At 46.0% G+C, this 25,289-nt stretch carries 24 protein-coding genes; 22 read left to right on the forward strand and 2 right to left on the reverse strand.

Annotated features, from left to right (window positions below):
• The first annotated feature begins 163 nt into the window (after positions 1-163).
• The 3 genes from DWB64_RS02220 to DWB64_RS02230 all read left to right on the forward strand — a co-directional run bounded on the left by DWB64_RS02220 (position 164) and on the right by DWB64_RS02230 (position 2,909).
• Positions 164-1,609: a DEAD/DEAH box helicase gene (locus DWB64_RS02220; RefSeq protein ID WP_164980190.1), complete on the forward strand. Its 1,446-nt coding sequence runs from the start codon at positions 164-166 to the stop codon at positions 1,607-1,609.
• 106 nt (positions 1,610-1,715) lie between these two features.
• Positions 1,716-2,201 (forward strand): HD domain-containing protein, encoded by a 486-nt coding sequence (locus DWB64_RS02225; RefSeq protein WP_129486558.1) that lies wholly within the window; start codon positions 1,716-1,718, stop codon positions 2,199-2,201.
• Between the two features lie 12 nt (positions 2,202-2,213).
• Positions 2,214-2,909 (forward strand): pseudouridine synthase, encoded by a 696-nt coding sequence (locus DWB64_RS02230; protein WP_129486559.1) that lies wholly within the window; start codon positions 2,214-2,216, stop codon positions 2,907-2,909.
• A gap of 15 nt (positions 2,910-2,924) precedes the next feature.
• Here the strand turns inward: DWB64_RS02230 and DWB64_RS02235 are convergent, their stop codons facing one another.
• Positions 2,925-4,667 carry an NFACT family protein gene (locus tag DWB64_RS02235; RefSeq protein ID WP_129486560.1) on the reverse strand — a complete coding sequence of 581 codons (1,743 nt, stop codon included), beginning with the start codon at positions 4,665-4,667 and terminating at the stop codon, positions 2,925-2,927.
• 152 nt (positions 4,668-4,819) lie between these two features.
• On the opposite strand from DWB64_RS02235, the gene dapF reads away from it, so the two are divergent.
• The 16 genes from dapF to DWB64_RS02315 all read left to right on the forward strand — a co-directional run bounded on the left by dapF (position 4,820) and on the right by DWB64_RS02315 (position 20,243).
• Positions 4,820-5,623 (forward strand): diaminopimelate epimerase, encoded by an 804-nt coding sequence (gene dapF / locus DWB64_RS02240; protein WP_129486561.1) that lies wholly within the window; start codon positions 4,820-4,822, stop codon positions 5,621-5,623.
• 2 nt (positions 5,624-5,625) lie between these two features.
• Entirely contained in the window at positions 5,626-6,504 is an 879-nt protein-coding gene (locus DWB64_RS02245) for a YicC/YloC family endoribonuclease (RefSeq protein WP_129486562.1), read from the forward strand.
• The gene (gmk, locus tag DWB64_RS02250) at positions 6,504-7,127 is read left to right on the forward strand and encodes a guanylate kinase (protein WP_129486563.1); all 624 of its coding nucleotides are present in this window, start codon (positions 6,504-6,506) and stop codon (positions 7,125-7,127) included. The genes DWB64_RS02245 and gmk overlap by 1 nt, the downstream gene beginning before the upstream one ends.
• A gap of 2 nt (positions 7,128-7,129) precedes the next feature.
• Positions 7,130-7,327: a DNA-directed RNA polymerase subunit omega gene (gene rpoZ / locus DWB64_RS02255; RefSeq protein WP_129486564.1), complete on the forward strand. Its 198-nt coding sequence runs from the start codon at positions 7,130-7,132 to the stop codon at positions 7,325-7,327.
• A 15-nt stretch (positions 7,328-7,342) separates the two neighbouring features.
• The gene (gene coaBC / locus DWB64_RS02260) at positions 7,343-8,533 is read left to right on the forward strand and encodes a bifunctional phosphopantothenoylcysteine decarboxylase/phosphopantothenate--cysteine ligase CoaBC (RefSeq protein ID WP_348983812.1); all 1,191 of its coding nucleotides are present in this window, start codon (positions 7,343-7,345) and stop codon (positions 8,531-8,533) included.
• 63 nt (positions 8,534-8,596) lie between these two features.
• Positions 8,597-10,978: a primosomal protein N' gene (gene priA / locus DWB64_RS02265; protein ID WP_164980191.1), complete on the forward strand. Its 2,382-nt coding sequence runs from the start codon at positions 8,597-8,599 to the stop codon at positions 10,976-10,978.
• Between the two features lie 29 nt (positions 10,979-11,007).
• Positions 11,008-11,502 carry a peptide deformylase gene (gene def, locus DWB64_RS02270; RefSeq protein WP_129486567.1) on the forward strand — a complete coding sequence of 165 codons (495 nt, stop codon included), beginning with the start codon at positions 11,008-11,010 and terminating at the stop codon, positions 11,500-11,502.
• A 10-nt stretch (positions 11,503-11,512) separates the two neighbouring features.
• Positions 11,513-12,445: a methionyl-tRNA formyltransferase gene (gene fmt / locus DWB64_RS02275; RefSeq protein ID WP_129486568.1), complete on the forward strand. Its 933-nt coding sequence runs from the start codon at positions 11,513-11,515 to the stop codon at positions 12,443-12,445.
• Positions 12,445-13,176, forward strand: a complete 732-nt coding sequence (locus tag DWB64_RS02280; RefSeq protein WP_129486569.1) for a DUF116 domain-containing protein — start codon at positions 12,445-12,447, stop codon at positions 13,174-13,176. Before fmt ends, DWB64_RS02280 begins: the two co-directional genes overlap by 1 nt.
• Positions 13,177-13,184: 8 nt before the next feature.
• Positions 13,185-13,901, forward strand: coding sequence for a zinc metallopeptidase (locus tag DWB64_RS02285; RefSeq protein ID WP_243118939.1), 717 nt, complete (start codon positions 13,185-13,187; stop codon positions 13,899-13,901).
• A gap of 76 nt (positions 13,902-13,977) precedes the next feature.
• Entirely contained in the window at positions 13,978-15,297 is a 1,320-nt protein-coding gene (gene rsmB / locus DWB64_RS02290) for a 16S rRNA (cytosine(967)-C(5))-methyltransferase RsmB (protein WP_164980192.1), read from the forward strand.
• A gap of 31 nt (positions 15,298-15,328) precedes the next feature.
• Entirely contained in the window at positions 15,329-16,087 is a 759-nt protein-coding gene (locus DWB64_RS02295; RefSeq protein WP_129486571.1) for a Stp1/IreP family PP2C-type Ser/Thr phosphatase, read from the forward strand.
• Complete coding sequence (gene pknB / locus DWB64_RS02300; protein WP_129486572.1) at positions 16,088-18,058, forward strand: Stk1 family PASTA domain-containing Ser/Thr kinase; 1,971 nt, start codon at positions 16,088-16,090, stop codon at positions 18,056-18,058.
• 8 nt (positions 18,059-18,066) lie between these two features.
• Positions 18,067-18,957 carry a ribosome small subunit-dependent GTPase A gene (gene rsgA / locus DWB64_RS02305; protein ID WP_129486573.1) on the forward strand — a complete coding sequence of 297 codons (891 nt, stop codon included), beginning with the start codon at positions 18,067-18,069 and terminating at the stop codon, positions 18,955-18,957.
• Positions 18,951-19,607: a ribulose-phosphate 3-epimerase gene (rpe, locus tag DWB64_RS02310; protein ID WP_129486574.1), complete on the forward strand. Its 657-nt coding sequence runs from the start codon at positions 18,951-18,953 to the stop codon at positions 19,605-19,607. Before rsgA ends, rpe begins: the two co-directional genes overlap by 7 nt.
• Positions 19,608-20,243: a thiamine diphosphokinase gene (locus DWB64_RS02315; RefSeq protein ID WP_129486575.1), complete on the forward strand. Its 636-nt coding sequence runs from the start codon at positions 19,608-19,610 to the stop codon at positions 20,241-20,243.
• A 302-nt stretch (positions 20,244-20,545) separates the two neighbouring features.
• Here the strand turns inward: DWB64_RS02315 and rpmB are convergent, their stop codons facing one another.
• On the reverse strand, positions 20,546-20,737 hold the full coding sequence (gene rpmB / locus DWB64_RS02320) for a 50S ribosomal protein L28 (protein ID WP_129486576.1): 192 nt from the start codon (positions 20,735-20,737) through the stop codon (positions 20,546-20,548).
• Between the two features lie 383 nt (positions 20,738-21,120).
• On the opposite strand from rpmB, the gene DWB64_RS02325 reads away from it, so the two are divergent.
• The 3 genes from DWB64_RS02325 (at position 21,121) to recG (ending at position 25,276) form a co-directional block, all read left to right on the forward strand.
• Positions 21,121-21,474 (forward strand): Asp23/Gls24 family envelope stress response protein, encoded by a 354-nt coding sequence (locus DWB64_RS02325; RefSeq protein WP_129486577.1) that lies wholly within the window; start codon positions 21,121-21,123, stop codon positions 21,472-21,474.
• A gap of 30 nt (positions 21,475-21,504) precedes the next feature.
• Positions 21,505-23,127 carry a DAK2 domain-containing protein gene (locus DWB64_RS02330; protein WP_206736640.1) on the forward strand — a complete coding sequence of 541 codons (1,623 nt, stop codon included), beginning with the start codon at positions 21,505-21,507 and terminating at the stop codon, positions 23,125-23,127.
• A 64-nt stretch (positions 23,128-23,191) separates the two neighbouring features.
• Positions 23,192-25,276: an ATP-dependent DNA helicase RecG gene (gene recG, locus DWB64_RS02335; protein WP_256369608.1), complete on the forward strand. Its 2,085-nt coding sequence runs from the start codon at positions 23,192-23,194 to the stop codon at positions 25,274-25,276.
• Positions 25,277-25,289: the final 13 nt, after the last annotated feature.

Raw genomic sequence — 25,289 nt, forward strand, 5'->3', positions numbered from 1 at the left:
ATATGCAGTTGTTAAAGATAAAAAACTTTTCAGATAACTTCAAACGTGATATAGTGTTAGATTGGTAACGGTAGTTTTGTTGATTACGATAATTGATTCATATAGATGATAATAGAGTACAGTTAATTGGCACGACGCTTGAAGTTGAGGAAGAGGAATGAAGATGAGTGATAAAAACACACAAAAGACAATAGAAGTGATGAAGTTCAAGGACTTCGAACTGGACAATCAGATCAAAAGGGCCCTTAGCGAACTGGGTTTCGTTTATCCGCTGGAAGTGCAGCAACAGACGATTCCTAAGATACTTGAAGGTGTGGACCTGATCGTACAGTCTCAGACGGGTAGTGGTAAGACGGCAGGTTTTGCGATTCCTATCTGTGAGAAGATCGATGTGGAGCTTGAAAGCCCTCAGGTGCTTGTGCTGACTCCAACCCGTGAGCTTGCCGAACAGGTTAAGGGCGACTTTAGCGATATCGGAAGATATAAGGGAATCAAGTTCAGCGCCATCTACGGTAAGCAGCCCATGGATGTCCAGCGTAAAGAACTGAAGAAGAACCCTCATGTGATCGTCGCGACACCAGGTCGTATGATGGATCACCTGCTGAATAAGAATGTAAAACTGAAAGACATCAAATATTTCGTCATCGATGAAGCGGATGAGATGCTTCTGATGGGCTTTAAGGATCAGATCGAAGCGATCATCAAGAAGATGCCTTCTGAAAGAGTGACGCTCCTCTTTTCTGCGACGATGCCTGAAGAGGTAAAACACATCAGCCAGCTTTACATGAACAAGCCGGAGAGCATCGAGATCGAATCAGAAGTCTCGACCCATACCAAAATAGAGCAGATCTACTACGCGGTGGACGGCCTAAAAAAAGTGGACTTCATGAGAAAGATGATAAAGCATGAGGACCCGAAGAAGTGCATCATCTTCTGTAACACGAAAGATCAAGTGGATAGTCTCTTCGACATCATGAGAAAATACCACAGAAAGGTCTGTGCGGTTCATGGAGGCATGGATCAGGGCCTGCGTATGCAAAAACTCAAGGAGTTCAAGCGTGGAGAATACACCATGCTGATCGCCACAGATGTTGCAGCAAGAGGTCTTCATGTACAGGGGCTGACTCATGTCATCAACTACGGTGTTCCCTTTGAGAATGAGAACTACGTGCATAGGATCGGTAGAACCGGTCGTGTCGATGAGAACGGTATCGCCATCACCATGGTCATTCCAAGTGAAACCGCTAGATTCATCGCGCTGCAAAAGTTTTTAGGTTATGAAATCCCTTGCAAGGGCGGTCATGTGGAAAGAAAAGCGCCGCAAAACACGAAAAGAAGAAACGGACCGGAGCGTTATAAGGCTACAAATCGCAAAGGGGCAACAATACAACTGAATGTCGGAAGCGCCAATTCTAGATTGAGAACCGGAGATATCCTAGGTGTGCTCAGAAATATCAAGGAAGTCAGCGGACAGGATATCGGCAAGATCGAAATGAATGCCAAGTTCACCAATGTGACGATATTCGATGGCAAGGAAAGCATCATCATCAAAGCGCTTCAAACAAAGAAAATCAAAGGTCAGATTTACCGTGCGAAAAAAATTCAATAGGATGATGGCTTAAATAAATCGCTTTGGTAGTATGCCAAAGCGTTTTTTTGTTTATAATTGAGTAAGGCAAAGTAGTGAACCTATGAGTTGATTCGGTGGAGGGCGTATGAATCGTGTAGAAGAGACCACGGCTTTTATCAATAAGATGTTTTTCGGTAAAAAGGATAAATACGAGATCATGTTCGGCTGCGCCCATCTGATAGGAGTGGCGGGATTTGCAGAGTTGCTTGCGATGAAACGCGGTCTTGACAAAGAGATTTGCAAAATCGCCGGACTCCTTCATGACTATATCACCTATGAGACCGGCGATAGCGAAGCGCATGCCAAGCGCGGATCAAAAGCCGTCTATGGCTATCTGGACGAGATAGGCGGATTTTCTGAGGATGAAAAGCTGCTTATCTCTTCGATGATAAGAAGACATGGTGCGAAACGCAAGGTGGATGGAGCCTATGAAGAGGTTTTGAAGGATGCCGATACCTTGTCGCATTACTTCAACAGTCCTGACAACTGGCTGGCTAGTAAGGAAACGGACCGGTTCACTGCGCTCTGTATTGAACTGGGATTTAGTGTAGATGGTTTTAAATCGCGATAAGGGGAATGAAGCTTGAGAATCGGAAAACTACTGAGCAATGCGGGAATCTGTTCGAGAAGAGATGCCAACAGGCTGATTGACGAGGGTAGGGTCTATGTCAACGGGGAGAGGTGTATTCCAGGAAAATGGGTGGAATGGACCGATGAGATCCTACTTGACGGCGAGCCCGTCAAAATGCTTGAAAGGATCTACATACTGCTGAACAAACCTAAGGGCATCCTTTGCAGCTCCAACAGGAGCCTTGAAAACAATATCATCGACTATTTGAATTACGACGCTTTTGTCTTTCCTGTGGGGCGTCTTGATAAGGAATCGGATGGCCTTATCTTGATGACAAACGATGGAGAACTCGCAAACAGTGTGCTAAGGGACGAATATGAGCATGAAAAGGAATACCTTGTGAGTGTCGACAAGGAGTTTGACGACGACTTTCTAACGATACTGTCCGGCGGAGTTGAAATATTCGGGACGATGACACGACCATGCACCGTCATCAGGGTCAGTCATGACACCTTTAGGATCATCCTATCACAAGGCATCAACCGTCAGATCAGAAAAATGTGCAAGAAGTTCGGCTATGAAGTGACCAGACTAAAAAGGATCAGGATCGTCAATATGAAGCTAGGCGACCTGCCCACAGGTGAATGGCGTTTTGTGACAGCTGAGGAGCTAGAGAAGCTAAAAACGATCATAGGAATACAATCATAAAAAAAAGTTGACTGCTCAGTCAACTTTTTTCATGTTCAGTATCTTATCTTCATCCGGTGTCACATAAATGGTCTTGTAATCCTCATAGATTACCATACCTGGTTTTGCACCGCTTGGTTTTTTTACGAATTTGACTTCGGTAAAATCTACAGGAACCTGCGATGAGTACCTGGCTTTGGAGTGGTAAGCAGCAATTTCCGCAGCCTCGATGATCGTCTGGTCGTCGATATCCTCAAACTCGGCCTGTATGATCACATGGGATCCCGGAGTGTCTTTTGTGTGCAGCCAGATATGCTCCCTAAAGGATTTTTTGAGGGTCAGCTCGTCGTTTTGAAAGTTGTTTCTACCGACGAGGATGGTTACGCCCTCAGAAGACTCATAGCGGTGGGGAGGCAGCTTCTTCGCTCTTTTTTGCTTCTTACTATAGATTTTTTTAACAAAACCTGTTTCCATGAGCTCTTCTTTGATCTCTTCGATATCATCAGGTGATTCGGCCTGATCGAGCAGAAGACGTACATGGTCGAGATAGCGTATTTCCTCATCCGCGATTTCGATAAACTTTTGTGCCTCTTCGAGGGTGGTTTTAGCCTTGTTATATCGCTTGTAGTAGCGCTGGGCGTTCTCGTTCGGACCTCTGGTGACATCAAGCTCGATCTCCAAGTCCTCGTTGGTGTAGTAATTGAAGACGGTGATGGATTTCATGCCCTTCCTGATGGCATGAAGGTTGGCGGTCAAAAGCTCACCCCTAAGACGCAGCGCTTCAAGTTTTCCTGCTTCAATCAGATCGCCTTCGAGGTTTTCGACCTTCTTACGGAGCTTGTCAAGATGCAGGTCGACGAGCTTGATCAGGTGATTGGACTTTTGACTTACGCGGTTTGTATCTTTTTTTGTGTGATAGTAAGTAATCAGCGCCTCGTCAAAATCCGTCGTAAAGCGTTCCTCATAACCAAGCGATCTGTAATGGGTAAGGGGAATGCTTGAAAACTCCTTATATGTGCCGGCGACGAAGTACATGTAGACGCCATTTGAGCGCTTGACCTGTTCGATATGGTCGATGAACGACGCATAGAGTGGGTCGATATCTTCTTTTTCAAGTGAAGCCGTGTCGGTCTTGCTGTCTATTCCGGCCTGATGAGTGATGCTGCTGGCAAGCGAGGGGCTTATTCCTTCAAAGGTCAGGTAAAGCCATTTGAAAACAGGCAGCTTCACATCGGAAAGCTTCTCTGAGAAACTTTCCCTATCTGTTTTAAAAGTAGGTGCTTTAGTCGAGGGTGGCAGGGTATATCTTACTCCAGGACCCATGGGTCTTGTGCTCATGGATAGTCTGATTCGTTTGATGCTGTCAACGACGGTCTGGTTTTCATCTAAAAGCATGATGTTGGAGTGCTTTCCCATGATTTCAATCTTTAAATGCTTGATGACGATATCGCCCAGTTCGTTTCTAGCGCTGATGTTGATCGTCACAATCCTTTCAAGACCGTCCTGTTCGACGGACTGTATGATCCCGCCTGAGATGTGTTTTCGCATGAGCATGCAAAACATGGGGGGCTCCTGGGGTGTTTCGGGCTTGCTGTCTATCAAGATGATTCTTGGATGGCTCGCGTGCGCGCTGATAAAAAGTTTGACAGATCCGCGGCCTCTAAGATTTAGTAATAAATCTGTTGCGTTAATTTGATATATCTTGTCTATCTTAAGTCCTTCAAGCGTTTGGTTCAGCGCATGGACATGTGCGTGTATGAAAAATCCGTCAAGTGCCATGGTTTTCTCCTGTCTATTCGACCACTTTTGTGGTATATTTAAATTCTATGAAGATCATTCTTCTCACAATTATAGTATAATGATGTAGAGGATAAAGCAAACCATTGTTTTCCTATTCGGTTGGAAAGTTTGTTTTTAATAAAGGAGTATTCATGAAGTTTGCAAAATTACAGGCTGCAGGTAATGATTTCATCATAATGGAAGCTTCTGAAACGGTCGGTGTCGAACTCGATACGCTCGCAAAAGAAGTTTGCCATAGGCAGTTCGGCATCGGTGCGGACGGTTTGATGGTGCTTGTGGATCATGAGGAATTTTGTGAAATGCTATTTTACAATAGCGACGGATCACTGGCGAAAATGTGTGGAAACGGACTTAGATGCTTTGTGAAATACATTGTCGAAACAAGAAAGATCAAAGAAAAGACATTCGATGTCAAGACACCTGCAGGGTTTTACAGGGTGACTGTGATAGATCACAGCTATAAGACATCTAGAATTTCGATTGACATGGGTGAGGTGGAGCCGTATGCCTACCTTAGCGAAAAACAAGTCAGTCTTAAGATAGGAAGCAAGGTCTACCCGGGCACGGTTGTCAATATGGGTGTGCCGCATCTGGTGGTGTATTACTGGCCGGATGATGAGGAGACGATCAGTCTAGGACCGAAACTTGAGAAGGATGATAGATTTTCAGAAGGTGTTAACGTCAACTTTGTAAAGGTCATAAGCGATTCTGAGGTGGTCATCAAGACATGGGAAAGAGGCGCAGGTCTTACGCTTGCGTGCGGTACGGGAGCCTGTGCCAGCGCTTCGGTGCTAAAGGAAGCGGACCTCATCGGCAGCGACGTGAAATTAAGGGCTCCCGGTGGAGATCTGCATGTGAAACTGGATAAGAAAAATGTAACATTGACTGGCGATGCGGTATTGATTGCGATTGGTGACTATATAAAAGAGGTGTAGACATGTTGTTTAGTATGACTGGTTTTGGAAGAGGCTACGCGGAAAATGAAATGATGAAAATCACGCTTGAGATCAAGACGGTGAACCATCGTTACACGGATTTCCATATCAAGATGCCTAAGAAGTTCAATGTCTTTGAAGAAGACATGAAAAAAGTGATCAAATCTAAAGTGGATAGAGGTAGAGTGGAAGTCTACATTCAAGTGGAGAACTACCAGGCGAACGACTATGTGGTGAAGCCTAACTTCGCAGTGATCGATGAATACCACGGCGCGCTCAGTCAAGTTGCAGGTCGTTACGAGATCAGCGATAAGATCAGTCTGAACCTCCTTACAAGGTTTAACGACACGCTTGAGATCAAAACTCAGGAAATCGACGAGGAAGCGGTATCCGAACTTCTGATGAGAGCTCTTGACAACGCTCTTGACAGTCTTGCCGGCATGAGGGCTACAGAAGGCGTCAGAATGGGTGAGGATGTCGAGAAGAATCTCAAGTTGATGGTGGATGTCCTATCGAACATTGAAGACAGGGCGCCTGAAATCGTCAAAGTGCATCAAGCCAAGATGATGGATAGAATCAAGGACCTCTTGGAAGGCCATGAGATCGATGAAGCTAGAATTTTGATGGAGGTTGCGATATTTGCCGACAAGACGAATATTGAAGAAGAAATAGTCCGTCTTAAAGCGCATATCGACCATGCCCGTGAAATTCTTTCACTGGACACACCGAAAGGAAGAAAGCTGGACTTCTTGATTCAGGAGATGAATAGGGAAGTGAACACGATCGGCTCTAAGTCGCCTGATGTGGATATTTCAAACGATGTGGTTGAGCTGAAAAGCACACTGGAAAAAATTCGTGAACAAATCCAAAATATTGAGTAATGAGGGATAAGATGATTAGAAGAGGATTACTACTGGTTGTGTCAGGTCCGTCTGGTGCAGGTAAGGGAACAATTTGCAAGGCGCTTCTGGAACGCCACCCCGAAATCAACATTTCGGTATCCGCGACCACGAGACAGCCAAGAAACGGCGAAGTGGATGGAATCAACTATCACTTTCTGACGAAGGACGATTTTGTAGAAAAACTCAGCGAAGACGGTTTTTTCGAGCATGCACAAGTGTATGACAACTATTATGGAACACCTAAGAAGTTTGTCATCGACAAGCTTGCAGCGGGTGAGGATGTGCTTCTTGAGATAGACATCCAAGGAGCCATGCAGGTCAGAGATAAATACCCTGAAGGAATCTACCTCTTTGTGCTTCCACCGAGCATGTCGGAACTTAAGAACCGGATCATAAAAAGAGGTTCTGAAACTCAGGAAAGCTTGGAAAAAAGATTCAGTAGCGCCTTTAAGGAAATTGACTTCATCAAGAAGTACGATTATTATATTATTAATGATGATCTTGAGCGTGCGGTAACGACGCTTGAAAATATAATTCATGCAGAGAAACATAGGGTTGTTGAAGATATGGCAAATATAATTGCTGGAATAAAGGAGATATAATCATGTTGAAACCATCGATTGACGAATTGGTACAAATGGCTGGTAGCCGTTACGCACTTGTAATCGCAACTTCAAAACGCGCGAGAAACATTATTGAAGGTGACAAGGTCATGATAGATAGCGAGTTGTCAAAACCGATTTCTATCGCAGTGAGAGAGTTCTACAACGGAAAATTCACGTTAAACAACACAAAAAAGTAATGGGGTGATAAGATGATGAAAGATGTGAACATTGTCTTGGGTGTAACTGGTGGCATCGCCGTCTATAAGGCATGTGATTTAGTGAGCCGCTTAAAGAAAATGAATGCTTCGATCGATGTCATCATGACCGCTTCGGCCCTCGAATTTGTAGCGCCATTGACCTTTCAGTCCATGGCGCTTAATCGCGTTGTAACCGATATGTTTGCCGAACCGAAAACATGGGATATCGAGCATATCTCACTTGCCAAAAAGGCTGATGTTTTCGTGATCGCACCTGCGACAGCCAACATCATAGGCAAGATTGCAAATGGCATCGCAGATGACATGTTATCTACAACGGTCATGGCGACAAAGGCACCGGTACTAATAGCACCTGCGATGAATACGGGCATGTATGAGAACCCGGTCGTTCAGGAAAACATAGAAAAACTAAAGCGTCTGGGCTACCATTTTGTAGAACCTGAAAGTGGAAGACTTGCGTGCAATGACATTGGAAAAGGAAAACTAGCACATCCTGAGGAAATCGTCAGGCAGATAAGTAAGCTTCTTTACAAAAAGAAGGATCTTATCGGAAAGCGAATTCTGATCACTGCGGGACCTACTGTGGAAGCCCTTGATCCGGTTAGGTTTCTGACCAACAAATCAACCGGAAGAATGGGTTATCAGCTTGCTGAGATTGCAGCCCTTAGAGGAGCCGAGGTGACGCTTGTCACAGGTCCTACAAGGATTGAGAAGCCCAAGGATGTCCGCATTATCGAAATCGTGTCCACCCAGGACATGTTCGATGCGGTGATGTCTGAAAAGGATTCGCACGACGTGTTTATCGGTGCTGCCGCGCCGGCTGATTACAGGCCTGCCAAGTACGCTGTGAACAAAATTAAAAAGAGTGACGACGACATGGCCATTCCACTAGAGAGAAACCCTGATATCGCACAAACACTAGGCTTGGAAAAGGGTCATATGATTTCAGTAGGATTTTCAGTGGAGACCGAAAACGTCTTTGAAAACTCGATGAAGAAACTGAAAAAGAAAAACTTTGATATGATCGTAGTGAACGATGTCACCAAAGAAGGTGCGGGATTCGGTACGGATACCAATATCGTCACTCTGATCGACAGGTCCGGAGATTCTAAGGCGTATGATCTGATGAGCAAGAGGGATGTCGCAGAACTGATTCTAGATAAAATAGCTACTAAAATTAATTGAGATCTTATTTCGGGAGTGTAGCATGCTCCCTTTTGTTTTATAAAGATGTCTGGAGGGATTCGAGTGTTTGCCGAAATAATTATAAATTATCGAACAAGAGAGCTCGATCAATTGTTTACCTATGAAGTGCCTGATAAGTTCAGTCATGCTCTTAAGAGCGGAGATCGGGTTGTCGTGCCGTTTGGAAACGGCAATCGGGTGAGCGACGGAGTAGTCTGGAGGACCTTTGATGAAAATCCACAAGTGCCGACAAAGCTGATTCTTGAAGTGCTGCCTAGCGCTTACAGGCTCACAAGATCGCAGCTGCTTCTGATGCACACGTTAAGGAACCGTTATGCTGCGACATACCAGGAGGCTTATCAGACGGTTTTGCCCGCCGGACAGAAGCTGGTGAGGATAGAACATTATAAAACCTTACAAAGCGTTCAGAGCTTGGAGATGGATAAGGTCTATTCAAAAGAGGAGATGCTTGAGTTTTTTTCTGCAGGCAAGATCAAAAAGCTTGTGGATGAAGGGGCTTTGCACCCCATTGTGAACTTTGAGTTTAAGACAAGCCCCAGAGTGATCGAATGGATCAGCACTTCTTTCGATTCGCTTGAGGAGGCAATCGCATTGTGCGGTAAAAACGCGATCAAGCGCCATAGGATACTTACGCATATGGATGAGGTCGAAGAGCAACCGCTTCTATCGGTTACAAAAGCGACCCAGTCCACTAGAAAAGACATACAGTTTCTGATTGACAAAAAGCTACTCACATACGAAGTCAGAAGCGATGAAGTCGATGTGTTCAAACACGGGCTTGAAGAGGATAAACAGGCGCTTCCGCCTCTCACAGAGGACCAGAAAACTGCTGTAGCCCTCTTTGAGAAGTACGAATCCGGTAAAAGACATGCGCTTCTTGAAGGCGTCACCGGAAGCGGAAAAACACGCGTTTACATCGAGCTGGCGATAAAGGCTCTTGAAAAGGGAGATCAAGTACTTGTGCTTGTCCCTGAAATTTCACTCACACCTCAGCTCATCACAAGGTTTAAGCGACATGTGACCCAAAAAATCGCCGTGCTCCACACAAGGGTGTCCGCTTCTGATAAGGCCCGCTTGTATGAACAGATCATCACAGGCGAGGTGGATGTGGTGATAGGGGCAAGGTCGGCTCTGTTCGCTCCCTATAAGAACTTGGGTCTGGTGATCGTGGACGAGGAACATGAGAGTTCCTTCAAATCGGATACGCTGCCCCGCTACAATGCCTTAGAGCTTGTAAAGGTACTCGCCGGCAAGCTGCCGTGCGACCTACTGCTTGGTAGCGCCACTCCGTCTCTGATCAGCAGACACATGGTCGATCTTGGGAAGATGCAGTCGCTTGTGCTTAAAAATAGGATCGGTTCTGCTGGTATGGCCGCCATCGATCTTGTGGACATGAGACATGTCACGATGAAGAATCGTTTGATATCGACACCCTTATACGATGCGATCAGAGAAAGCTTTTCTAAAAACCAACAAGTGATCCTGTTTCATAATAGAAAAGGTTATGCAAACTACAGCCAATGTGAGCGATGCGGTGAAGTTGAAAAATGCATGAACTGCGACATACCCATGACAATCTACAGCAGGGGCGACAAGATGGTCTGCCATTACTGCGGTTACGAGAAGAAGGTCAACATGGAGTGTTCCTCTTGTGGAGAGAAACTGATCCATAAGGGTACCGGTGTCGAGCAGCTGACCGACCTGATGAATGACTTGTTTCCGAACAAGCGGTTTGAGAGGCTGGATTCGGACATCAGTAGAAGCGGCACTCAGCTCATCGACATCTTGGGAGAGTTCAACAGCGGAAGCATCGATTGTCTGATAGGCACTCAGATACTCGCCAAGGGACTTGATTTTCCAAATGTCACGCTGGTGGGTGTGATCTCTGCTGACCAAAGTATCAACATGCCTGATTACCAGGCGACTGAACGAAGCTTTCAGCTGCTGACACAGGTGGCCGGCAGAGCGGGAAGACATGGAAAAACAGGTCGTGTGATCATTCAGACCTTTCAGCCGGACCATGACCTATTCAAGTATCTGTTAAAACACGATACGGCAGGTTTTGCCTCGGAAGAGAAGCGGATGCGCGATCTCTTGGGGTATCCCCCTTACGGGATGCTGAATGTGATCAGGGTCAGCGCCGAAAATCAGAACGTCTGTCAAAGGCAGAGCCAAAAAATATATGAGTTCTATCAGCAGGTTTTTAAAAAACACGGGATCGATGCGACGGTGTATCCGCCCAACAGACCTCATTATGCTAAGATTAAAAATAAGTACAGGTACCAGCTGGTCATAAAATCTACACCACAAGGGTATGCTCAAATGGTCAGAATGTTGTATAATGGCATTATCAAAAACAAATATCAGTTGATTGATCCAGCCTGTTTCGTCGATCTCGATTTTGATCCTACGATGATGGCGTAATTGGAGTGACATGGCACAAGGAGGCTATTATGGCTTTAAGAGTGATAAGAACAGATGAAGATCCGGTTTTAAGAAAAAAATCGAGAGTGATAGAAAAATTCGACGACCGCCTGAAAACATTGGTGGATGACATGCTCGATACGATGTATGAAGCTGACGGCGTAGGTCTTGCAGCGCCGCAGATTGGAATTTTGAAAAGAGTCGTCGTCATCGATGTCTACGATGGAGAAGGTGAACGCATACTGATCAATCCTGAAATTATCGACAGACGAGGCGAGCAGTTCGAAGTGGAAGGCTGCTTAAGTCTGCCTGGACTTAGCGGTCGTGTGAAAAGACCGGAGTGGGTCAAGGTCAGATATCAGGATTTGAAAGGAAAATGGCATGAATCAGAAGGCGATGACCTGCTTTGCAGAGCCTTTTGCCACGAGCTTGACCATCTGGACGGAATTCTGTTCACGGATACCGCTGTGATGTTAAGCGATGAGGAACTGGAGCTTCTTTCGCAGTACTCTGACGAAGAATAGGAAGTGTGAAATGAGAGTAATATTTTTGGGCACGCCGGAATTCGCAGTTCCGACACTCGACGCCCTGACAACCACCCATGATGTCATCGCCGTTGTGACGCAACCGGATAGACCTAGCGGTAGAGGAAAGAAAATGACACCGCCACCTGTGAAGCAGGCGGCGCTTGATTATCATATTCCTGTGTTTCAATTTGAAAAGATCAACACCGATGAGGCAAAAGAGATGCTCAAAGCCTTAAACCCCGATGTGATCGTGGTGGTGGCTTACGGGCAGATACTCAAACCTTGGCTGCTTGACCTGCCGAAATTCGGTTGTCTGAATGTCCACGCCTCTGTTTTACCACGCTGGCGCGGAGCTGCACCGATCCACTGGGCGATTGTGGAAGGCGACAAAGAGAGCGGAATCACCATCATGCAGATGGACGTCGGACTCGACACGGGAGACATGCTCCATGTGGTGAAAGTGCCAATCGGTGATGAAACCACCTATGAGGAGCTTCACGATACCTTAAAGGTCGAAGGTGCCTATGCCTTGATCGAAACGCTTGAAAAAATGGAACAGGGAGCGCTTGACCCTGTGAAGCAAAATGATGCGGATTCGACCTATGCGTCGATGCTTTCTAGGGATATGGCGATCATCGACTGGAACAAAAGTGGTGTTGATATCGTCAACCTGATCAGAGGATTCAATCCATGGCCGGCGGCGTTTACCACCTATGAGGGAAACCGTATCAAGATTTACCGCGCAACATTTGAAGCCTGCGAGGTGACCGGTCCTATGGGAAGTCTGATGGGAATTGAAAAGGATCACTTTTCGGTACAGGTGAAAGACGGTATCGTGAAAGTTTATGAAGTGCAAGGGATTGGTTCGAAAAGAATGCCGGTTTCTGCATATGTTTTAGGTCATACGCTTGAGAAGGGAACCCTTTTGGGAATATCCTGATGAAGGTGAAGACAAAGTTACCGGTACTTCTTATTTTCTTAGGCATGGCAACAATGATTGTCATGTTTGTGGTCTTCGGATTGCTTTCGAGCTTTAGCGAATTCGCCCTGCTCGTCGTCGTCTTTGGCATGGTAGTGCTCACAGGATTTTATGTCGTATTCTTAGGATTGATGATGCTGGTCGCACTTAGTGGTGGAATTTCCACCAAAGCGATATTGGTCTTGAGGTATCAGCTTTTAATGGTCTATCCTCTGGTCGAGGTGTTTTTCAAGGGCGAGGAGATAAGACTTTGGTTGAGGAATCAGCTGATTGAAGTAAACAATCAGCTGATGGAAAAGTGCAGGTTGAAGATTTCATCTAGAGAAATGATGATTCTCACTCCGCACTGTCTGCAGGCGTCGGATTGCGGCAGGAAGGTCACAGGCGAGCTGAATCACTGCGTCGTTTGCGGTAGATGCTCTATCGGTGATCTGCTTGAAATTGAAAAGAAGTACGGTGTGAAAAGCGTGATCGCCTCTGGTGGAACGCTGGCAAGAAAAGCGATACTCGAGACTAGGCCGCGCTTCATCATAGCGGTCGCCTGCGAGCGCGACCTGACAAGCGGTCTTCTCGATATGAAAAAGCTTCCTGTATGGGCGCTTTCGAACGAAAGACCTTTAGGCCCCTGTAGAGACACACAGGTCGATATCGTGGCTTTGTCTCAGGTGATTGAAAAGTTTATTACAAACTAGAGAGGTGAATGATGTATTTAGGATACGGGATGTCAAATCCAATCGTGCTGGTTTTAGTTTTCGGCACTTTCATATGGGCGATGATCGCTCAGCAAAAGGTAAAGTCGGCTTACCGAAAATACGGGCGAATAGGTACTCAAAGAGGGCTTAGGGGGCATGACGTCGCTCGATTCATACTTGACAACAACGGGCTTAGGCACGTGAAGATAGAAAGCGCCCAAGGGATGTTGAGCGATCACTACGATCCTAAAAAGAACGTGGTAAGATTGTCGCCCGGCGTGCATGACGGCAACAGTATCGCATCGGTTTCCATTGCCGCCCATGAAGTCGGTCATGCCATACAGCATGCCGAAAACTACGGGCTCATAGGTGTAAGGAACGCGCTGCTTCCTGCGGCTGTCGCAAGCTCCAAATACGTCGGTTTTCTCTTCTTGGCTGGATACCTGATCAGCAGGTTTGCAGGAGGACTTGTCGGAGGGCTTGTGATGGACGCGGCGATTCTTCTGTTCTTTGGAGCGGTGTTGTTCCAGGCGATCACACTTCCTGTAGAGTTCGATGCCAGTAAGCGCGCGAAACTACAACTGACAGAGTTCGGAATTGTCAACGATGAAGAGACCGCGGGTGTGAAAAGAATGTTAAGCGCTGCGGCGATGACTTATGTCGCTGCACTGGCAGTGGCCATAGCGCAACTGATCAGAATGCTCATGGTAAGAAATAGAGACTGAATTTCAACAACGACTAGTGTCAAATGACCTTAGTCGTTGTTTGTGTTTTATAGAATACATGACAGGAGGTGCGAATATGCAAAATCGTGATATAAAATGGATTGTAAAGGCGATAAAGAAAATAATGGGTGACGAAGCCTATTCCAATATCGTTGTGAATCAGATGATCACCGAGGCCGGGCTGGACGCGCAGGATGCGAGAATGTTGAGAAAAGTCGTCTACGGCGTGATCGAAAACTGGATGCTTCTTGAATATACGCTGAGCCATTACGCAAAAAAACGGATGAAACCAGAAGTGAAGTACCTGCTGATGGCAGCACTGTACGAGCTTCTTTATCTGGATGGAAGAAAAGACCACGCGGTTGTCAACCGTTACGTGGGTGCTGCGAAAAAACAGTATTCCTTCGCGAGCGGGTTCATCAACGCTGTTTTGAGAAATGCCTTGAGAGAGCCTGTGGAACTACCTGAAGCACCTGTCGCACACGCGCTTTCGATCAGGTACTCGCATCCCGAGTGGCTTGTACGAAGATGGATCGAAAATTTCGGTGAGGAAGAGACACGCAAGCTTTTAGAGGCCGACCTCAGCCAAAAACCCTTGACGCTGAGGGTGGACACCTTAAAAGAAAGTACATCCTCTGTCATTGAAAAACTGAGAAAGCACGGCGTAGACTGTATGCGGCATGAATACGTCGAACATGCGATTATCGTTAAATCCTTAGGCAACAACCGCTTGGAGCAGCTTCAATGCTTTGTGGATGGAACCGTTTTCGTGCAGGATGTCAGCTCCATGCTTGTCGGTATGGCGGCGTCGGTTGAAAAAGGAATGAGGGTGCTTGACCTATGTAGCGCACCTGGTGGTAAAAGTACCGATATCGCGTCCAGGCTTCAAGGGACCGGTGAGGTCGTCGCGTGCGACATACACCCCCATAAACTGGAGCTGGTAAAAGAAAACAAAGACAGGCTTAAGCTTGATAACATGACCCTGAGAGTACAGGACGCCCTAAAGCTTAGACAAGAGGATGTGGGAAGCTATGATGTCGTCTTGCTTGACGCACCATGTTCGGGAATGGGAATCATCGGTAGAAAACCGGAGATCAAATTGAGAAAATCGATCGAGGATATCGAGGGACTCGTCGAGGTTCAGGCTCAAATGCTTAAGGTTGCAAGTCAATATGTTAAAAGTGGTGGTATTTTGTTATACTCTACATGTACAATAGAGAGAGAAGAAAACGAAGATCAGATAGAACGTTTTCTACAGGATAACCACGGATTTGAAATTGAGAATCTAGGTGTGGATTTTTCCTTCGCATGTGAACCGACTGATTCGTTCGTCTCCTTGAGGCAATCTTCGGGATGGTCGGACGGTTTCTTTATTGCCAAGCTAAAGAAGAACTGATGATGAAAGACAATGAAGTGTGGGGTTTCCAATGGATATAGGAATTTATTCGGATGTGGGTCTGGTGAGGGAGGTCAATGAGGATTTTGTTCTTGTTGATGAAGCGTCGGGTTTGTACATCGTATGTGACGGCATGGGCGGCTACCTGGGTGGAGAAGTGGCTTCGAAAGAGGCTGCGCTGTTTCTGCTCAACACGCTTAAGCGGCATGATTTTAAAAGTTTGAGTGAAAGAGAAGTCGAAACGATCATTTTGGATACGTTTGACGCTGCCAATAAACACGTGTATGAGATGTCTTTGACAGACCATGAACTGACCGGAATGGGAACAACGGCGGTAGTCGCCCTGATGGATTACAAGAGGGTCTGGATTTGCCATGTAGGGGATTCGGGCGCCTATGTCATCACCGGCAGGCAGCTTAAAAAACTGACAAAGGACCATAGCCTCGTGCAGGAGCTGCTCGATGCCGGAACCATCTCGCAGGCGCAGGCGCTTACCCATCCAAAACGGAATGTGATCACACAGGCCCTTGGATCGGAACTGCCAGTCAAGCCTCAGCTGATAAGCTATGAGCTGTATGGCGACGATATCTTGTTGCTGTGCACGGACGGTTTAACGAATATGGTAAGTAGAGAGGATATTCTTTCGGTGGTATTGACTGCCAAATCCAATGGATCGGCCGCTAAAAAGCTGGTGGAGCTTGCTAATGAGCATGGCGGAAAAGACAATACCAGCATTATCCTTATTGGCGCTAAAGCAAAATCAAATGAACATGAAGAACAGGTGAAGTAAATGATAGGAAAAATGCTAAGCAACCGATATGAAATTATCGAACAAATTGGCGAAGGCGGCATGAGCACGGTTTACAAAGCGAAGTGCCATGTGCTTAACCGTTTGGTCGCTGTCAAGGTCCTAAAGAGGGAATTCAACAAGGATGAGGAACTCTTGGGTAGGTTCGACAAGGAAGCCAAGTCTGCTGCGAGTCTGCAGCATCCGAATATCGTCAATATTTTCGATGTCGGACACGATGGTGATGTGCACTATATCGTCATGGAACTCGTCAATTCAAGAACACTCAAGGAATTCATACAAAGCCATGATGTCTTTTTAAGAAACGACCAGATCATCCACATTGCGCTTCAAGTTGCCGAAGCCCTTCAAATGGCACACGACAAAGGGATCATTCACCGGGATATCAAACCTCAGAACATACTGATCACAGACGAGGGTGTCATCAAGGTGGCGGATTTTGGAATCGCAAGAGCCGCGACATCCTCTACGATGGTGAATACCAATGAGGCGATCGGCTCTGTCCACTATGCGTCACCGGAACAGTCCCGAGGCGGATTTGTAGATAAACGGTCGGATATCTATTCCTTTGGAATTTTGCTTTATGAGCTTGCAACAGGCAGGGTGCCTTTTGAAGGCGACACGCCGATCACTATCGCGCTAAAGCATTTGAAAGAGGAAGTCGTGCCGCCGTCGCTAGTAAACATCCATTTGAATCCCGCTCTTGAAAAAATGATCATGAAAAGCATTCAAAAGGAACCGGCAAGAAGGTATCAAAGCATATTCGAAATGATAGAACGATTTGAGCAAATGGCCATCAGTCCTGATCGGCCGCTTGAATTTGAAGAAGATGAAGCTTATGACGATATGTCCCGCACGATGGTGATGCCGGATCTGTCGGATTATCTGGATAAAGAGGACAAGTTAGCTGGAGTAGAAAAGATGTCGACACAAAAAAGAGTACAGACAACAAGAAAGAACAAGGCGAATCCTGTAGGTGTGGTTGTCGTCGCATTCCTAGGAGTGCTGATCGCGCTGATCGCACTGACGATTATTTTCGCAAAGCCCTTTAAAGTCGCATCAAAACTTCAGGAGTTCGAACTGGAGAACATCGTCGGGCAGAATTATACCGAAGTCAGCACCTTGTTTGCTGAGAACGGTCTGTATCTTGAACAGGTGGATACCGTCTACTCGGACACGGTGGATGCCAACAGCATCGTGAGCCAAAGTCCGCAAGCGGGTACGATGGTCAAAGAGGGACAGAAGATTCAAGTGATCTTGAGTCTGGGTCGTAAAATCGAAAAAATGCCTAATCTGAAAAACAAGACTTTAGAAGAGGCGAAAGTGACACTTTCAAACCTGCAGGTGGATCTTGTCGAAGTCCAGGAGGAATACAACGAACTGCCTGCGGGACTGATTCTCAGACAAACACCTGAGTCGGGTAGTGAAATCGCAAAGGGCGACGGTGTCGTGCTGGTCGTCAGTCTCGGGTCTGAATCAAAAACCGTTTACATGCCCGATATCAAAGGGCGTACTCAGGAAGATGCGATAAGACTTCTTAAGGAAATCGGTTTGAACTATGGGGCGATTGAAACGGTATATAGCGACGAGTTCGAAGTGGACCTTGTCGTGGAACAGTCGATCGCCCAGGGCCAAGAGGTAAAGGAAGGGACTTATGTCAATTTGACCATCTCGCTGGGACCTGAAACTCCTGAGATAACGGAGCCCTCCACTGAAGTGACACCGGGCGAGGGAGTGACAAGACAGTTTATCATTCCGCTTAAGCAGGATAAGGACCTCTATATCATCAAGGTCGCCAAAGTGACCGACGGTGTCGAAGAGGTCGTTTACAATCAGATCCATAGAAAAGAAGAGGAACGTGTTCAAATCAATATCACAGGTATCGGGGAGCTATATCTGAAGTTCTATATTGATGATGTGCTCTACGATGAAAGACGAGAAACATTTGAATAGGAGTCTAAATGATAGAAGGAATAATCAACAAGCTACTGGGTGGTTTTTACTATGTGATGACCGACAAGGGAGTACTTGAATGCAGAGCAAGAGGACTTTTTAGGAAACAGGATATCAAACCTCTGGTCGGAGACCGTGTAGGAGTCCAGATCGATTCCTTAGACGAGACCAAGGGATATATCATCGAAGTCAGGGAGAGGGACACACGCCTTGACAGACCGGCGGTTGCCAACGTGAACCAGTCGGTGATCGTGTTTTCGATCAAAAATCCTAAACCGAATATCCATCTTCTGGACAAGATGCTCTTTCTTTGCGAAGTGAGCGGCATCGATCCCTTGATCGTCTTTAACAAATGCGATCTCGATGAAGACGGAACGCTCTTTGACGAGTTGACGGATATCTACAAATCGACCGGATATCGGGTGATTGAAACGTCGACAAAGCAAAATATAGGTATCGATCAGTTGAGAAAAGCCCTAGAGGACAGGATCACTGTTTTCGCAGGACCGTCAGGTGTGGGTAAATCCACCCTGCTCAATGTGATCATTCCAGGACTGAAGCTGAATACGGGTGAAGTCAGTAAGAAAATACAACGTGGAAAGCATACCACTAGGCACACCGAACTGATTCTGGTGCCAGGTGGCGGATTCGTACTGGACACTCCAGGCTTCACTTCGCTGGATTTAGCGGAGATCGAACCGGAAGACATTAAAGCGTACATGCCTGAATTTGTAAAATACCAAGAGGATTGCAGGTTTCAAAACTGCAACCATATGAATGAGCCGAGCTGTGCCGTGATAGACGCTCTCAACCGTGAGGAGATCCACTTCAGCAGGTACAATTCATATAAGCTCTTGTTCAATCAGGCAGGCGAAGACAAAAGGAGGAAATCATGGTAGCATTAGCCCCATCAATCTTATCAGCGGATTTTTCAAGGCTGAACGAACATGTGAAACAAGCGGAAGCAGGCGGAATAGAGTGGTTGCATATCGATGTGATGGACGGCCATTTCGTGCCGAACATCTCTTTTGGACCGGTTGTGATCGGTGCCCTCAGACCCCATAGCGATCTGATATTCGATGTTCACCTGATGATAAAGCAACCTGAACTTTATATCGAAGAATTTAAAAAAGCGGGAGCGGACTGGATAACCGTGCACTATGAAGCGTGTCCGCATCTGCACCGTGTGATACAGCAAATCAAACAGGCCGGGCTTAAAGCGGGAGTCTCTCTCAATCCGGCGACTCCTGTGAATGTGCTCGACAGCATACTCGATGATCTTGATATGGTGCTTATCATGTCGGTGAATCCTGGCTTTGGAGGTCAGTCCTTCATTCCAAGCAGTCTGGACAAGGTTAAAAAGCTGAAGGAAATGATCACGGAAAGAAACTTGGATACCATCATCGAGATCGATGGCGGTGTGAATCTGGATAACGCCAGGATGCTTGTAGACGCGGGAGTCAACGTGCTTGTCGCAGGCTCGGCGGTGTTTGGAGCAAAAGACGTGAAAGCGCGTGTAGAAGTGTTTCATGAGCTGATGGGCGTATAGATGAAAATGCTCTTAGTTGCAAACGGCCCTGTGACGGATGATTCGGTATTGGTAGAACAGATCGAAAAAGCGGATAGGGTCATTGCGATAGACGGCGGTATGAGTCACCTCATCAGGGTAGGACACCAACCGGAACTCTGGGTAGGCGATATGGACTCCTTCGACTTTAACCTCGAGGCTGCTCCTTGGCTGTCGAGCGTTGAGATCCTGAGGTATCCGCCTGAAAAGGATGCGTCGGATACCGAACTTGCCATCGATATCGCACTCAAATTCTCTCCATCTCAAATTGTGATGATGGGAATGCTTGGTGCGAGAGTGGACCATACTCTTGCCAATTTGTCTCTGATGAAGCTGATCCATATGCGCGGGATCAAGACGAGCATCGTCGACGCGGATCAAACCGTCTACTATATGACGGGTTCCATCAAGCTTGAAAACATGATGGGAAAGACGATCTCAATAAGTCCTATCACCGATTTAAAGGGCGTAACCATCACCGGATGTCATTACCCGCTATATCAGCATAACGTCGCTAAGACGTCGTCTCTAGGGTTGTCAAACAAGGCTGTGGAGGATGTGGTGACCTATGTTGTGGAATCGGGTGAGGCTTTTGTGGTTGTTTCTGATGGGAAGTAGGGGATTGGTGATTTTGAGATTGGTGATTAAAGATTAAAGATTAAAGATTAAAGATTAAAGATTAAAGATTAAAGATTAAAGATTAAAGATTAAAGATTAAAGATTAGTTGAGGCGCTTTTGGCGTCTTTTTTTTTTTTTTTTTTTTGGTCTGCCTCCGTGAACAAAAGGCGTTCACTTTCAGGCGCTACGAACAGAATACGTTCGTAGGAGGCGTTCACTTTCAGGCGCTACGAACAAAATACGTTCGTAGGAAATAAAAAAACCCACATGTGACCATGTAGGTTTATTCATATAGAACGGACTATACAGCGCGTTCCACTTTACCAGCTCTTAGACATCTAGCGCAAACATTCACTCTCATTGCTGAGCCGTTTACTTTAGCCTTAACTCTTCTAAGGTTAGGTTTCCAAGTTCTTCTGTTGTGATTGTTAGCGTGTGAAACGTTGTTACCAGAAATCTGGCCTTTACCACATACGTGACAAACTCTAGGCATATCTTACACCTCCTTCGAGTAACTTATCAGATTTAGCACATACATTGTATCAAAGAAGATTGAATAAATCAAGCTCTTTCAAGGTATTGGAATCTGTCAGTTAAAATTGTATCATTGCGTATCGTCCCTAGTCTGTGCTCAACTACATCTAGAGAAGGATACGCTAGGTTTTTGTAGTCATAATTACAGTTACTAATTTGCAACACCAATAACCATTATAAAAAAAATCTCAAACAATTGCAATATTAAATCACATCATATAGAATAAAAGTTGATGAAATATGTTTGAGAGTGTAGTAAACTATCTATACAATAATAAAGTAGGTAGTATAATTGGTCAAGCTAAACTTTAGACACATATCCTGTACTTAGGAGGGGAACTTGTGAATTTACATGTAGATAATGAATACGGCACGATTGAAATCAACACGGATGTTATTGCCACGATTGCAGGCGCGTCTGCGATTGAATGTTATGGACTCGTTGGTATGGCTGCAAAATCAGCTACAGGTGGGATTGCTAACCTTTTGAAAAAAGAACATTTGACTAAAGGCATCAAAGTGCACACGGAAGGCGATGAGTTGACGATCGACTTATATGTCATCGTTCAGTTCGGCACCAAAATTTCTGTGGTAGCGGAGAATATTATCGCTAAAGTTAAATATAATGTTGAAAATCAGACAGGACTTAAAGTAAAAAAAGTAAATTTAAACATCGAGGGTGTGCGAGTTCAGTAGTGCCGCACAAACCTAGTAGGAGGGTATCAAGTGGAAATCAACCGTATTGACGCTGATTTATTGGTCAAAATGTTTAAACAGGGAACTGTGAATCTAACGAAACATAAAGATATCGTGGATTCATTGAACGTATTTCCTGTTCCTGATGGTGATACGGGCACCAACATGTCTTTGACGATGAATTATGCAGTAGGAGAAATGTTAAAGGGAGAGTATACATCGGTTTCTGAAGTCGCCAAGGCGATTTCAAAGGGATCCCTCATGGGGGCCAGAGGAAACTCGGGTGTCATTCTTTCACAGATTTTTAGAGGATTCGCAAAAGGCTGTGAACACCATGAGACATTAGGTGTTCTGGAATTGTCGAATGCGCTGATCGAAAGCGCGAGGACGGCCTACAAGGCGGTCCTAAAACCGGTTGAAGGAACTATCTTGACCGTCATCAGAGAAATTGGTGAGAAGGCGGAAGAACGTATAGAGGAAAGCCAGACGCTTCACGCTTTTTTTGAAGCGATGCTGGTTCAAGGTGAGCTTACGCTTAAGAATACTCCGAACCTGCTTCCACAGCTAAAGCAAGCTGGAGTGGTAGATGCCGGCGGTAAAGGATTAATGACGATCTTTACAGGTTTTTATGAAGCTCTACTCGGAAAAGAAGGACAAGATATCTCGTTCGAACTACCTTCGACGACCCCGGTACAGGCATCTATCAATCCTGACGACATCCACTTCACGTATTGCACGGAGTTTATCGTCAGAGGCGACAACTTGGAAAACGCCGATTTGAAAAATCTGATCGTGGACATGGGAGACAGCATGGTCTATGTTCCTGATGAAGACCTGATCAAGGTACATATACATACCAATGATCCTGGCCTAGTCATGCAAGAGGCGCTTAAGTTCGGTGAACTGATTAAAATTAAAATTGAAAACATGAAAGAACAACATGGCACGATACTTGATGAGCATCATGTGCATGAAGAAGTGATAAAAGGTGAAAAGAAAGCCTTCGGCTTTGTCGCCGTAGCCATGGGTGAAGGTCTTGCCGATGTCTATAGGGACTTAAAGGTGGATTATATCATCGAAGGCGGTCAGACAATGAATCCGTCTACAGAAGACATAAAAAAAGCCATCGACCAGGTCCATGCAGAGCACGTATTCATCTTACCGAACAACTCCAATATCATCCTTGCGGCCAATCAGGCTAAAGAACTTTCGGAGCAATCGGTCTTTGTACTTCCAACGAAGACAGTGCTTCAGGGAATCAGCGCGATGCTGGCATTCGACCCGCATCATGACGCACAAGGCAATTTCGATGAAATGCTGTCTGCGATCAGTGACGTGAAATCCATTCAGGTGACCTATGCTGTAAGGGATACGGTGGTGAACGATATCGAGATTTCAACCGATGACTATTTAGGCATCCTTGACAATCAGATCGTCGCTTCTGCAAAAGATATGAAAGAAACCATCTTCAGTGCGATGGAACTTGCGGTGGACGATATGTCTGAAATCGTAACGGTCTACTATGGTGAAGACGTGTCAGAATCCGATGCGAAAGCTTTGGCTGAAGAGCTTGAAGAGCGATATGAAGATATTGAATTTGAAGTGTATCCAGGCAAACAGCCGATCTACTACTATCTGATTTCTGTAGAATAGGAAACATTGCAGTCAACTGCTGAACAAAACCGTCATCGGGCACCGCTCTGATGACGGTTTTATTTTGTGCTCAAACCTCAAGGGTCCATGTAACTCACTTGCTCATAATAGCGATTCATCTGTTATAATTAATAAACAGAGAAGGAGCCAAATTATGTTATACTCACCAATTTCATCTCTCAAGGGTATTGGACCACAAAAAGAGAAGCGGTTCAACCAATTGGGGGTTTTCACATTAGAAGATCTGATCATGCACTTGCCAAGGCGTTATGAGGACAGGCGTGTGGTGATTCAGATAGCGGAAGCCTTGAACGAGGAAAAAGCCGTGCTTAAGGTCACCGTGCTAAGCCATAGGACTTCTAGGATCAAAGCCAGACAGACCATGACTAAAATCAGCGTGGATGACGGTTCGGGAAGGGCCGAGCTCGTCTTTATGAACATCAACTATATCGATAAGCAGTTTATCGTTGGAGAGACTTACTGGGTTTACGGAGCAGTTAAGGTAAGCGGACGGCAGGTTAGCCTATTTCATCCGGAATTCATCCATGTGGAAAAGGCGGAAAACGGCTTTGGCATCGTACCGGTCTATGCGCTGACAGACGGACTTACACAAAAGGACGTCTATAAGGCTGTCGGGCAGGTGACTGCCGAAATGGGTAGACTGAGGGATGTTCTTCCTAACACGATCCTCGACAGGCATGGTTATCCGTCCTTAGCTGATGCGGTAGCGGGCATGCATTTTCCCGAGGACGTGGAAGACCTGCAGATCGCTAGAGAGCGCATGATCTATGAGGAGCTCTTCCATTTGCAAATGGCACTGCTGGTCATTAAAATGCACGTGAGGGAGATCGAAAAGCCACGGCGGTATGGAAGTATTACAGGCGATGTCCACCACCTGTTTCCCTTTGAGCTTACCAAAGGACAAAAGGATGCTGTCGAGGAGATCTTTAAGGATATGGACAGCGTCCACTGCATGAATAGGCTCTTGCAAGGGGATGTAGGTTCCGGGAAGACCGCTGTCTCTGTAGCAGCTGTCTATAAGGCTGTAAAAAGCGGATATCAGGCTGCAATCATGGCGCCGACTGAAATACTTGCAAGACAACACGATGAAAGTTTTAGAAAATTCCTGGGAGAGGACGTAAAGATCGTATTGCTGACCTCTCAGGTTAAGAATAAGGCTGGTCTGATAGAGCAGGTCGAGGCGGGTGAGTTCGATGTGATAATCGGAACCCATGCCTTGATTCAGAGCGAGGTGAGGTTCAAGGCCTTAAGTCTTGTGATCACCGATGAGCAGCATAGGTTCGGTGTCGGTCAAAGGCAGATCATAGCGGATAAGGCCGGCGTGCCGATCGATACGCTTGTGATGTCGGCGACTCCGATTCCGCGAACCCTTTCCTTAATCATCTATGGGGACATGGATGTTACGATGATCAAAGAGAGACCTGTGGGCAGATTGCCGATCCATACGCATTATGTCAAGACCTCCAAGGTCAAGGACATGCTCGTCTTTATCAAGGAGAAGCTCGCTGTTGGGGAGCAGGCTTATTTTGTAGCCCCTTTGATTGAAGAATCGGAACATGTGGATTTGAAATCCGCAAAAGAACTCTATGAAGAACTCGAACCGGTATTCAGGCAAGAGGGCATCGCATGGCTTCATGGAAAAATGAAACCAAGCGAGAAAAATGAAATTATGGAAAAGTTCAAGACGGGTAAGATAAAGGTCTTGATAGCGACCACGGTCATCGAAGTCGGAGTGGACGTGCCGAAGGCGACCATGATGGTCATCACTCATTCCGAACGCTTCGGCCTGTCTCAGCTGCATCAGCTTAGAGGTCGCGTGGGAAGAGGTGGCGGTCAGTCCTATTGTTTCCTGCTTTCCGATTCGCCAGGAAAAATCGCAAAGGAAAGAATCAAAGTGATGGTATCAACCGATGACGGCTTCGAGATAGCCAATAAGGATCTGACCATCAGGGGTCCGGGTGAGATCATAGGGACCAGACAACATGGACTTCCGGAGCTGAAACTCGCTGATTTGACTAAACATGGAGATATACTGGATAAGGTGCAATTGGACTGTCAAGACCTACTTGTGGACGAGTATGTGACAGAGGAATATATCGCGTGGCTTTCCAAACACCTAGTCTTATAATAGGAGTATGGGT

Origin of the sequence: Fusibacter sp. A1 (assembly GCF_004125825.1) — a bacterium.
Lineage (GTDB): Bacteria > Bacillota > Clostridia > Peptostreptococcales > Acidaminobacteraceae > QQWI01.

Bases quoted from the DNA above. Each gene is read 5' to 3' on its own strand.
- gmk (WP_129486563.1), top strand. From the start codon at position 6,504: ATGAGGGATAAGATGATTAGAAGAGGATTACTACTGGTTGTGTCAGGT.
- def (WP_129486567.1), top strand. From the start codon at position 11,008: ATGGCTTTAAGAGTGATAAGAACAGATGAAGATCCGGTTTTAAGAAAA.
- DWB64_RS02220 (WP_164980190.1), top strand. From the start codon at position 164: ATGAGTGATAAAAACACACAAAAGACAATAGAAGTGATGAAGTTCAAG.
- rpmB (WP_129486576.1), bottom strand. From the start codon at position 20,737: ATGCCTAGAGTTTGTCACGTATGTGGTAAAGGCCAGATTTCTGGTAAC.
- DWB64_RS02315 (WP_129486575.1), top strand. From the start codon at position 19,608: ATGAAAATGCTCTTAGTTGCAAACGGCCCTGTGACGGATGATTCGGTA.
- dapF (WP_129486561.1), top strand. From the start codon at position 4,820: ATGAAGTTTGCAAAATTACAGGCTGCAGGTAATGATTTCATCATAATG.
- DWB64_RS02235 (WP_129486560.1), bottom strand. From the start codon at position 4,667: ATGGCACTTGACGGATTTTTCATACACGCACATGTCCATGCGCTGAAC.
- DWB64_RS02285 (WP_243118939.1), top strand. From the start codon at position 13,185: ATGATGTATTTAGGATACGGGATGTCAAATCCAATCGTGCTGGTTTTA.
- coaBC (WP_348983812.1), top strand. From the start codon at position 7,343: ATGAAAGATGTGAACATTGTCTTGGGTGTAACTGGTGGCATCGCCGTC.
- rpe (WP_129486574.1), top strand. From the start codon at position 18,951: ATGGTAGCATTAGCCCCATCAATCTTATCAGCGGATTTTTCAAGGCTG.
- rpoZ (WP_129486564.1), top strand. From the start codon at position 7,130: ATGTTGAAACCATCGATTGACGAATTGGTACAAATGGCTGGTAGCCGT.
- rsgA (WP_129486573.1), top strand. From the start codon at position 18,067: ATGATAGAAGGAATAATCAACAAGCTACTGGGTGGTTTTTACTATGTG.
- DWB64_RS02245 (WP_129486562.1), top strand. From the start codon at position 5,626: ATGTTGTTTAGTATGACTGGTTTTGGAAGAGGCTACGCGGAAAATGAA.
- pknB (WP_129486572.1), top strand. From the start codon at position 16,088: ATGATAGGAAAAATGCTAAGCAACCGATATGAAATTATCGAACAAATT.
- DWB64_RS02280 (WP_129486569.1), top strand. From the start codon at position 12,445: ATGAAGGTGAAGACAAAGTTACCGGTACTTCTTATTTTCTTAGGCATG.
- DWB64_RS02225 (WP_129486558.1), top strand. From the start codon at position 1,716: ATGAATCGTGTAGAAGAGACCACGGCTTTTATCAATAAGATGTTTTTC.
- DWB64_RS02295 (WP_129486571.1), top strand. From the start codon at position 15,329: ATGGATATAGGAATTTATTCGGATGTGGGTCTGGTGAGGGAGGTCAAT.
- fmt (WP_129486568.1), top strand. From the start codon at position 11,513: ATGAGAGTAATATTTTTGGGCACGCCGGAATTCGCAGTTCCGACACTC.
- rsmB (WP_164980192.1), top strand. From the start codon at position 13,978: ATGCAAAATCGTGATATAAAATGGATTGTAAAGGCGATAAAGAAAATA.